The sequence below is a fragment of the uncultured Thiodictyon sp. genome (assembly GCF_903828115.1).
In the GTDB taxonomy this organism is placed as follows: domain Bacteria; phylum Pseudomonadota; class Gammaproteobacteria; order Chromatiales; family Chromatiaceae; genus Thiodictyon.
Genome location: NZ_CAIKKU010000783.1, coordinates 1 through 9,642 on the forward strand (window position 1 = coordinate 1; position 9,642 = coordinate 9,642).

The following is a 9,642-nucleotide window of genomic DNA, read 5'->3' on the forward strand; positions in this document are numbered from 1 at the left end:
GTGACGACTGGATCGCCATGCCCCAGCGCGTTGGCGCCGTAGCTTGACCATGGATAGTCGCCCGGCTCATTGGCCATCCGCGCACGCACGGGGTTGAGTTCGATGTAGCGCTGGCAAGCGAACAGGTAGGTGTCGGCCTCGTTACGCGTTACGGTGACCGTTACGGTGACCGTTACGGTGGACCGTTACGGTGACAGTTTACTAAATGCACTGAATGCGGATGAGTCTTGAACGCAACCAGCTTCCTTCCGATCAACGTTGGCTCCAATAGGCACGTGAAATAACGTCACATTATTTGCATTTAGTAAACTGTCACCGTAATTACCGTAATTTCTGTCACCGTAATTTCCAGTGTCACGTCCATCGCCTAACGAACACCCAAAGAGTGAGCGCGCGCCATCAGGGTTCGAGCTGATTTTCCGGCGCCGCGGGTGGCGCACGCCGCCTTGGGCTACGTTAGCTCGTGCAGCCAAGAATGGCAAGCCATCTGCCCCGATATCGTACTCGTCCAGAAATTTTTAACCGAATTTATGAGCCAACAGGAATCGAATTCACATGCAAAGAAGACCTGATCGGTTCAATACTAAGAGATAAATTTTGCCGACAAGCGAGAGCGCTCTTAAGTCATTTACGTTACTGGCAAAAAAGGTCAAATACGGCGGGAACCCGGAACACAAGAAGAACCCGGGTGATTTCAATCTTACCCCACCCGCTACTCCTAGACCGGTAAAAGCACTCTGCGACACTGTAAATATTTTCTCCCGCAAGATCGCGCTTCGATATCTACGTCGTGGTTTAAGGTTGGGGATGGTGAGTTGTAGCGCGAAAAGCGATTGGCCGCAAAATATTTGGGCGTTAACGGATAAAGGGGAACCTTTAGAAGCACAGTTGGAAAACGCGGAATTGGGAGCGTATCACGGCTACCCAATGCCGCCATCTGATCCTTTCGCGTCCGCGGTAATCGATGAGTGGAAGAAGCGTAATGGCGCTGCTTGAATTTCGTCAAAGCTGGATAACACCTGGGACTGGAGAGCCTGAAGTGAGCAAGACAATGTCACTGTTGGAACTTCATGTAGGTGATACTAATTTGACAAAGAACGAGAATATTTGGTCACAGTCTGTCCAGGAAAATATCGTTGTGTCGACCTATCCCTTAGCAATATGGTGCTTACAGTCGTGGTGGCGGCTCATTTTTGAGCCTTTGCCGCCGCATGGACGTACTCCGACAATCGACTGGCGTATGGCTCATGAAATGGCGGCGTCAAGTCACGGCTTTGTATGGCCAAGCGTCGTTTTCGCGAGCGACGGCGAGGAAATTCAGATTTGGTCGTCACCTTCTGATAGCAAGTGTCAACAATCGGCCAGATACCTGAATGGATTGAGTGCTCCAGCGTCCATCGCTATCAAGGATTTTCAGAATTCTATAACTGATTTTATTTCAAAAGTAGTCAGCAGGCTCGAGGCAACCGGATTACCACATTCGGAATTGAGTGAGCTTTGGAAAATTGTTCTCGACGAGCAACAAGACTCCGAAAGTTTCACCTACAGAAAACTTGAAGCACAAATGGGATTTGATCCTGACGAGTGCCCCCAAGATATCATGGATTATGCTATTGAGTTACGCAGAAGATATGGTGACGCAACGCTATCGGAACTTGCACCGGTTTATGGCAAGCCGACCCATGTAGAATCTCTTGGAGCTATCGAGAACTTGACCAAGGCCCCCGGGGTTATTGGAAGGCCGTCGCTTCCCTTACCAAGCACATCAACGCAGAATAGGCGATTAGCGCCTTGGCAAAAGGCCGTAAAAGACGCTCAACAGGTGCGAAAGGCAATTGGAAATGAGCGGGGGCCGATAGATACCAGGACCTTGTGCGATTTGTTGGGTATTGCATCAGTTGATGTCGATAAATGGGTTCCGGCGGGCAGGTCAAGTGTTTCTGTTGGCATACCGAACCCCGATAACTCAATAAAGTTTGTTCCTCGCAAGATGCACCCGATCAGCAAGCGCTTTGAATTGGCTCGCTTTATTGGAGATTACCTGAACGGAAGACAAAGCCGCTGGTTGACCAACACCGATCTAGGCACCGCAAGACAAAAATATCAGAGAGCATTTTCTGCCGCTTTTTTATGCCCCCTCAATGGGTTGCTGGAGTTCGTGCAAAATGATTTTTCTGAGGAAGCAATTGAAGACGCAGCGGCTAACTTCAATGTCAGTTATCAAACTGTTACATCATTATTGGCAAATAATGACCTGATTGATCGGACGTATCATGAGGGCTTCCCCTACCGAACGAACATAGCGGAACTCCATCACCTGGGCGAACAAGCGGCCTGAACAGCGAGCGCGCGCCACAGGCGTCGTGCCAATTGGCAAGAACGGGCCGAACGTTTGCGCGGGATCATCACAGGGGAGCGGCGCGACAACGTGTTAACGCCGGCACGGGGAGCCGGGCAGTTATGAACAGTGAGCGGTTCGGATGCGCGATCCGACTAACCGACCATGCCAATAGGCACATGATCGAACGAGACGATGAAGGCCATCTATTACGCCGACGATGACATCCTTGAAATTCGCCTGTCAGACGCGCCCATCGTCAAAGAAACGTCGCAGGGTTGGAATATCAACCTGTCATTCGATGCGGGCGGTAATCTGGTTGAATTGGTTGTCCTGGAAGCGCGGGAAGCCGGGTTGTTGCCGACGCTACTCGACACCAGAAAGGCCGCCTGAGCTGAGAGTGGGCCGCACCCCATGAGTTAAGACACCGGGCCGCCGGGCGACTGCGCCCGCCGCCCGCTAGCCGCCGCGTTGCGTCAAGTCTAGGTTTGGCCGCCGAAAAGCCGGATTCCTTCACCGGCCCGACTTGACCATTCTTGAGGGCATTCGCTGAGAAGGGGCGTTGAACATGGCGACCGAAGAGAGGAACCCCAAGAGGAACCCCGCAACGAAAAACCCCGGTTACGGGGTCCGTAACCGGGGTCTATTTAATCCGTAAATCATTATTTCGTAATTGGTGGGTCGTGTAGGATTCGAACCTACGACCGATGGATTAAGAGTCCACTGCTCTACCAACTGAGCTAACGACCCGAAAGAGTGAAGCCGCGTAGTTTAGGGCTTCCGATCCGTTTGTCAACCGCGGCCACGGCGACCGACATCACACATGAAATGGGGTGGACGATGGGGATCGAACCCACGACCACGGGAATCACAATCCCGCGCTCTACCAACTGAGCTACGTCCACCATTGACTCGATCATGGTCGCAATCTTACGCGACCGGCCGCCCGCCGTGGGCGGAAAATTTGGCGCGCCCGGCAGGACTCGAACCTGCGACCCACGGCTTAGAAGGCCGTTGCTCTATCCAACTGAGCTACGGGCGCCTGAAAGCAGTGCGGACCGCGACCGCTGAGCACGCGCCGTCCGGGCTCAAGTGCGCCCCTCACGCACCCTGTCCTGCGACAGGTTCCGGAAAATGGGGCTTTGGTCGGGGTAGAGGGATTCGAACCCCCGACATCCTGCTCCCAAAGCAGGCGCGCTACCAGGCTGCGCTATACCCCGGATTCGGAAGCAACTCCAAATTGGAAGACGCGGAAGTCTACCCCCGCGCCCGGGTCTAGTCAATCCAGTGCGTGCCGACAAGAGTCCCGTGCCCCCGCGACCGGGACCCGCACGCACCCGCCGGCGGCCAGGGCTGCCCCTGGGTGCGCTATCATGCCCGTCTGGTCAGCAGCAGGGCAAATGGCGATGAGCGCACAGATTCTCGACGGCAAGGCGGTGGCGGCGGAGATCCGCGCGCAGATCCGGGCCCAGGTGGCCGCCGGACTGGCCGCGGGCGGACGGGCACCGGGGTTGGCGGTGATCCTGGTGGGGGAGCACCCGGCCTCCCAGGTCTATGTGCGCAACAAGCGCAAGGCCTGCGTCGAGGTGGGCTTCCTCTCTGAACAGCACGCGCTCCCCGCCGACACCAGTCAGTTGGACCTGGAAGGGTTGATCGACCGACTGAATGACGACCCCCGCATCGACGGCATCCTGGTGCAGTTGCCCCTGCCGGGGCACCTTGACGCGGAGGCGATCACCGAGCGCATCCTGCCCACCAAGGACGTGGACGGCTTCCACCCCTACAACCTGGGCCGCCTGGCCCTGCGCATGCCGCTCCTGCGGCCCTGCACCCCCAAGGGCGTCATGACGCTGCTGGGGCGCACCGGTGCCGACCTTGCCGGGCTGGACGCAGTGATCATCGGCCAGTCCAATATCGTCGGCCGACCCATGGCGCTGGAACTGCTGGCGGCGCGCTGCACTATCACGGTCTGCCACAGCCGCACCCGCGATCTGGCCGGCAAGGTACGCGGGGCCGACGTGCTGGTGGCGGCGATGGGGCGGGCGCGCTTCGTCCCCGGGGACTGGATCAAGCCCGGGGCCCTGGTCATCGATGTCGGCATCAACCGCAACCCCGACGGCACGCTGGTCGGTGACCTGGACTACGCCGCCTGCGCCGAGCGTGCGGCCTGGATCACGCCGGTGCCCGGGGGGGTGGGCCCCATGACCATCGCCTGCCTGCTCGAGAACACCCTCCAGGCGGCGCAGTTGCATGGGGCGCGACCGGCGGGGGATGGCAGGTAACCCCGATGCGGGACGGGCGAATGCCCCGTCCGGGCGTGATGCGGGGCCGCGGCGAACTCCGACGCCGCGTTCCCCGCGCGGCCCGTCGCGGCTGAAGCCGCTCCCACAGCGTCGCTGCGCGACCCCGATGCGGGACGGGGCACCTGCCACTGCCCCCTGCCCCCTGACCCCTGACCACTGACCACCGCCATCAAAGCACCTTGGTGACCAACTTGACGGCCGGGTCTTCGAGGTCGGCGTCGATGCGAAAGCCCAGGGACTTCATCAGGGCCAACATGCGGGTGTTGGCGGTGAGGACCTCGCCCTCCATGACGCGGAAGCCGCGCCGCCGCGCATTGGCCATCAGTGAACGCATGAGCCGCGCGCCGATCCCCAGGTTGCGCCAGGTATCGGAAACCACGACGGCGAACTCGCAGGCCTCGCCCCCCGGGCGCGAGTTGTAGCGGGAGATCCCGAGCGCCGCCTCTTCGCCATCGTGATCGATCACCCCGATCAGGGCCATCTCCCGGTCGTAATCGATGTGGGTGAAGCGCACCAGCATCTCCGGGGTCAGTTCCTTGATGGCCTGCATGAAGCGAAAATACTTGGTCTGCTCGGACAGTCCGCGGACGAACTCCTGTGTCATATCCGCGTCCTCCGGGCGGATCGGGCGGATTATCAGATCCTTGCCGTCCGGGAGTTGGACCCGCTCCAGGAGGCTCACCGGATAGGGGTGGATGGCCATGTGACCGTAGGTGGTCTGCTGCGGCGGGCGGTAATTGACCTGGATTCGGGCATCGACGGCGAGTACCTCCTTGTCGTTGCCGATCAACGGGTTGATTTCCATGGACAGGATCTCGGGCAGCTCGCAGACCATCTCGGAGACGCGCTGCAGGATGCGCGCCAGGGCCACCTTGTTCATGGACGGGATCTGTTGACGCGCCTCCATCATGCGCGCCACCCGGGTGTGCTCGATCATCCGCTGGGTGATGAAGGCATTGAGCGGCGGCAAGCCCAGGGCGCGGTCTTCCAGCATGTCGACATCGGTGCCGCCGGGGCCGAAGCTGATGACGGGACCGAAGATGGAGTCGCGCTTCACCCCGATCGCCAGTTCCCGGGCCGCGTGCTTGGACACCATGCGCTCGACCGTCACCCCATCGACGCGGATATCCGGGCGCAGGCGCTTGGCGCGTTCGACGATTTCGGTATAGGAGCGGCGCACCGACTGGGCGTCGCCGACATTGAGCATCACCCCATCGACGTCCGACTTGTTTTCCAGGTCCGGGGAGTTGATCTTGACGACCACCGGAAACCCCAGGGCCTCCGCCGCCATCAGGGCCTCATTGGCGCTGTTGGCCCGCACCGCGTGCATGGTGGGGATGCGGAAGGCGGCCAGCACCGCCTTGGCCTCGATGATACCCAGGAGCTTGCGCCCCTCCGACATCACCCCTTCGATGATCAGGCGCGCCCCCTCCACGTCCGGGGGCTCCTGATGAGAGAGTGGCCCCGGGGACTGCATCAGCAACTGCTGGTTGCGCAGGTGCCGGGCGAGAAAGGAGAAGGCCTCGATGGCCGTCTCCGGGCTCTCGAAGTGCGGGACATGGTACTCGGCGAACAGGGCCTGGGCCTCGGCCACCCGGTTGCCGCCCATCCACGAGACGATCACCGGTTTCTTGTTCTTTTTCATCGCCTCGATCACCTGCTCCGCGGTGAGCGTCGGCTCGCCGAAGCCCAGGGGGGCAAAGATGACCAGCACCCCGTCGACCTCGTGATCGGCGAGACAGGCATCGAGCGCGATCCGATAGCGCTCCGGGGAGGCATCCCCGATGATGTCCACCGGGTTGCCGTTGGACCAGTATCCCGGCAGGGCCTTTTCCAGTGCCTGAGAGGTGAGCTCGGAGAGGGGGGCGAGTGTAAGCCCCAGGTCCTGGGCACGGTCCGCGGCCAGTACGCCGGGGCCACCCCCATTGGTAATGATGACGATCCGCTCCCCCGCCAGGCGGCGCCCGGTCCCGAACACCTGCGCAGCGGCGAACAACTCCTCCAGGTGCGCTACCTGGACGACCCCGGCGCGCTCGGTGACCGCCCGAAAGACGTCCTCCGAGCCGACGAAGGCCCCGGTGTGGGAGCGGATGGCGCGGGTACCGGCCGGGTGCCGGCCGGCCTTGACCACCACCACCGGCTTCAGCCGCGCCACCGCCCGCAGTCCACTCATGAAGCGCCGCGCGTTACGGATACCCTCCACATAGAGCAGGATGCACTGGGTATGGCTATCCATCGCCAGGAAGTCGAGGATGTCACCGAAGTCCACGTCCGCCGCCGCCCCCATGGAGACCACGGCGGAGAGCCCGAGCTGGCGCCGCTCCGACCAGTCGATCATGGCGCTGCAGATCGCCCCCGACTGGGCCACCAGGGCGACATTGCCGCGCCGCGGCATGTCGTGACCGGCGCTGGCGTTGAGCCCATGCTGGGGGCGGATCACGCCGTGGCAGTTGGGGCCGAGCAGGCGGATGCGGTTGCGCCGCGCCGCCTCCACCAGCCGGTCCTGCATGGCCGCCCCCAGGTCGCCGCGCTCCCCGAACCCGGCCGAGTAGACCACCGCCACCTGGACCCCGTAGCCGCCGCACTGGTCCAGGATCCCCACGACCTGGTTCGCCGGGGCGGCGATCAGGGCCAGGTCAATGTGTTTGTCGAGCGTGCTCAAGTCCTTGTAGCACGGCAGCCCCGCCACTTCCGCATACTTCGGGTTGACCGCGTAGGTGTGCCCCTTGAAGGTCCCGGCCAGCAGGTTGCGAAAGACCTGGCCGCCGACTGAATCCGCGTTGTCGCTGGCGCCGAAGACGGCCACGGCACCCGGCGTGAACAACTGATCTACATCAGACAAATGCATGGGGAGACTGCCCTCCCGGGCACGATTCGGTTTAAGCTTTAGGGGTGCCGGTCGGGCGTGAGCCTGACGGCAAACAGGACAATCATCAACAATAATCGCGCGGGTTGCTGCGGCCGACGGCCGCGGCCCCCGCGGCAGTCGAGCACCAAGGACCCATCATGAACCTCGCTTTCATCTCCCACGAGTGCTGCCGGGAGCACCAAATGGGCGCTTTCCACCCGGAATGCCCGGAGCGGCTCCATGCGATCTCCGACCGCATGATCGCCTCCGGTATGGAAATGCTGGTCACCCATTACGACGCCCCGGAGGCCACCCTGGACCAATTGGCGCGGGTCCACGACCGGACCTATATCGCGCGCATCTTCGCGGCCGCGCCCAAGGACACCGACGCGCTGGCCTGGCTGGACGGCGACACGGCCATGAACCGCGGTACCCTGCCCGCGGCCCTGCGCTCTGCCGGGGCGGCCATCCTGGCGGTCGACCTGGTCATGGGCGACAAGCACCACGCCGCCTTCTGCTGCGTGCGCCCGCCGGGCCATCACGCCGGACGCGACAGCGCGGCGGGGTTCTGCTTCTTCAACAACGTGGCAGTCGCCGCCGCCCACGCCCTGGAGCACCACGGGCTTAAGCGGGTCACCATCGTGGACTTCGACGTCCACCACGGCAACGGCACCGAGGACATCTTCACGGGCGAGCCCCGGGTGCTCTTCTGCTCGAGCTTCCAGCACCCCTTCTACCCGGGCACCGGGGCCGACACCGTGGAGCCCAATATCATCAACCTGGCCATGCCGCGCCTGACCAGCGGGACCGATTTCCGCGCCGCGGTCACCCGCGCCTGGCTGCCGCGCCTGGACGCCTTCGCCCCGGAAATGATCCTCGTCTCCGCCGGATTCGATGGTCACGCCGAGGACGACATGGCGCATTTCAACCTGCGCGAGGCGGACTATGCCTGGATCACGCGGGAACTGCACAACCTGGCGGTCAAGCACGCACATGGGCGGATCGTTTCGTTCCTCGAGGGGGGCTACAACCTGTCGGCCCTGGGGCGGTGCGTCAGCACCCATGTGGACGAACTGATCGGGCACGGGTAATCGGCGGGGGGCGGGTCGCCATTGTTGCACTGCAACATCAGAATAGGCGGGAACGGCCGCGGATGCAATGCCGACGCGGCCGGCCCGCCGTGCGGTCCGCCCAGCGGACCCGCTGGGTTGGCCCCGCGCCCGTAGGGTCCGCTGTGCGGACCAGCAACCTCGCGACCGGCAGGGTGGCCGGGATGATGATCGAGGCCGACGGCGGCCGCGGTTATGCCGCTGTGATTGGGGTCTTTGCGCGACCAATTCGCGGCTCCCGACTTATCCTTCGGCCAGGGCCGGGGCAGTGCCCGCGTCCGGCAGCGCCCGAGTAAAGGCATCGAGATCGAAGTCGTAGGCCCACTTGACCAACACCTTGCCAAGTGCCGCGTCCTGCTCGTGAACCTGCTCCGCCAGCTCGGTGATTCGGACGAAGTCGCCCTGTTCAATGGCCGCCTTGAGGTCGCTGCGCCACCCACCGGGGCAGGCGGCCAGACGCCACGCCACCGCCGCGGGAGGTAGCGGTGGCTCGGGCACCGGTCGTTGCGCGGCGCGAATGAACCGCAGCCCGGCCCGGCGCTCAAGGATGGCAAAGAGTTCTGCGGCCAGGAACGGCTTGCGTCTCCATCACCAGCGCCGGAAGGTCGAACGGGGCCACGATCGGCGTCATCCGGCCGGCCTCGACCTTGGCCAGGTCGAGAACGTCGTTGATAAGGGTCAGCAGATGCTCACCGCTGCGCAGGATGCCGTTCAGGCTGTCACGCTGGGCGGCGTTCAGGACGGGGTCACGTTCCAGCACCTGCGAGAAGCCGAGAATAGCGTTCAGCGGGGTGCGGATCGCGTGGCTCATGTTGGCGAGGAATTCGCTCTTGGCGCGGTTGGCGGTCTGCGCCTGATCCCTGGCCTCCGCCAGGGCCTCCTGATACTGGATCTCTTGTGTGATATCCGTTGTGGTTGTCGTTGTCGTTGTGGTTGTGGTTGTCGTTGTGGTTGTCGTTGTGGTTGTCGTTGTGGTTGTCGTTGTGGTTGTCGTTGTCGTTGTCGTTGTCGTTGTCGTTGTCGTAATCGTAATCGGAGAAGCGA

8 protein-coding genes and 4 tRNA genes are annotated in these 9,642 nt (G+C 62.2%); 5 read left to right on the forward strand and 7 right to left on the reverse strand.

The genetic code is table 11. The annotated features are described in order from the left end of the window. Positions 1–597 precede the first annotated feature (597 nt). The 3 genes from QZY48_RS28705 to QZY48_RS28715 all read left to right on the forward strand — a co-directional run bounded on the left by QZY48_RS28705 (position 598) and on the right by QZY48_RS28715 (position 2,731). Entirely contained in the window at positions 598–996 is a 399-nt protein-coding gene (locus QZY48_RS28705) for a hypothetical protein (protein WP_295437104.1), read from the forward strand. Next, complete coding sequence (locus tag QZY48_RS28710) at positions 983–2,338, forward strand: hypothetical protein (RefSeq protein ID WP_295437105.1); 1,356 nt, start codon at positions 983–985, stop codon at positions 2,336–2,338. The genes QZY48_RS28705 and QZY48_RS28710 overlap by 14 nt, the downstream gene beginning before the upstream one ends. Before the next feature lie 195 nt (positions 2,339–2,533). Further along, complete coding sequence (locus QZY48_RS28715; protein ID WP_295437107.1) at positions 2,534–2,731, forward strand: DUF2283 domain-containing protein; 198 nt, start codon at positions 2,534–2,536, stop codon at positions 2,729–2,731. Positions 2,732–3,012: 281 nt separating this feature from the next. On the opposite strand, the gene QZY48_RS28720 is transcribed toward QZY48_RS28715, so the two are convergent. From QZY48_RS28720 to QZY48_RS28735, 4 genes are all read right to left on the reverse strand, one after another. Further along, a tRNA-Lys gene (locus QZY48_RS28720) sits at positions 3,013–3,088 on the reverse strand. 79 nt (positions 3,089–3,167) lie between these two features. Continuing rightward, positions 3,168–3,243, reverse strand: a tRNA-His gene (locus QZY48_RS28725). A gap of 60 nt (positions 3,244–3,303) precedes the next feature. Further along, a tRNA-Arg gene (locus QZY48_RS28730) sits at positions 3,304–3,380 on the reverse strand. A 101-nt stretch (positions 3,381–3,481) separates the two neighbouring features. Continuing rightward, positions 3,482–3,558 (reverse strand) — tRNA-Pro (locus QZY48_RS28735). A gap of 186 nt (positions 3,559–3,744) precedes the next feature. Between QZY48_RS28735 and folD the strand changes: the two genes are divergently transcribed. Then, positions 3,745–4,620, forward strand: coding sequence for a bifunctional methylenetetrahydrofolate dehydrogenase/methenyltetrahydrofolate cyclohydrolase FolD (gene folD / locus QZY48_RS28740; protein ID WP_295437109.1), 876 nt, complete (start codon positions 3,745–3,747; stop codon positions 4,618–4,620). A 190-nt stretch (positions 4,621–4,810) separates the two neighbouring features. Here folD and QZY48_RS28745 read toward each other — a convergent pair whose 3' ends face one another. Beyond that, entirely contained in the window at positions 4,811–7,489 is a 2,679-nt protein-coding gene (locus QZY48_RS28745; protein WP_295437111.1) for a bifunctional acetate--CoA ligase family protein/GNAT family N-acetyltransferase, read from the reverse strand. 158 nt (positions 7,490–7,647) lie between these two features. On the opposite strand from QZY48_RS28745, the gene QZY48_RS28750 reads away from it, so the two are divergent. Beyond that, a complete protein-coding gene (locus QZY48_RS28750; protein WP_295437113.1) occupies positions 7,648–8,580 on the forward strand; it encodes a histone deacetylase family protein in 933 nt (310 codons plus the stop codon). A 261-nt stretch (positions 8,581–8,841) separates the two neighbouring features. Here QZY48_RS28750 and QZY48_RS28755 read toward each other — a convergent pair whose 3' ends face one another. After that, positions 8,842–9,096 (reverse strand): hypothetical protein, encoded by a 255-nt coding sequence (locus QZY48_RS28755; RefSeq protein ID WP_295437115.1) that lies wholly within the window; start codon positions 9,094–9,096, stop codon positions 8,842–8,844. Positions 9,097–9,139: 43 nt separating this feature from the next. After that, positions 9,140–9,642: histidine kinase dimerization/phospho-acceptor domain-containing protein (locus QZY48_RS28760; RefSeq protein ID WP_295437117.1), on the reverse strand; the 503-nt coding region annotated here is incomplete at its 5' end.